1 protein-coding gene is annotated in these 294 nt (G+C 44.2%); it reads right to left on the bottom strand.

Annotated elements, in window-relative coordinates; all coding sequences use genetic code 11:
- Nucleotides 1-294: HNH endonuclease (locus P5674_RS26275; protein ID WP_315643516.1), on the bottom strand; the 294-nt coding region annotated here is incomplete at both ends.

Raw genomic sequence — 294 nt, 5'->3', positions numbered from 1 at the left:
GGACCGTCTCTTTGTTAAGAGTACAGCAACATCTCTTTCATCAAGAGCTGTTTTATTGTCGCGGGTGTGGCGATGTAATATTTGAAGATTCTTGTATTCATCCTTTCCGCCTTGGCTTCTAGGTACAACGTGGTCTACTTCAATTAAGTCTGATGGGGTAAAGTATTGCCCACACCAGGTACATCTACCTTTTTGCTTTTTGAGTAGTTTTGCTACCCTATTTGGCGTATCGATTGCTCGTCCCTTCCTGGTTGCCCAGTAGGTCCAATTTCCGTCATAAAGTGTTGCGTCAGG

This window comes from Limnospira sp. PMC 289.06 (assembly GCF_032350395.1).
GTDB classification, from domain to species: Bacteria; Cyanobacteriota; Cyanobacteriia; order Cyanobacteriales; family Microcoleaceae; genus Limnospira; species Limnospira platensis.
The sequence above is the reverse complement of the archived record's forward strand: the minus strand, read 5'-3'. Positions and strand labels throughout refer to the sequence as shown.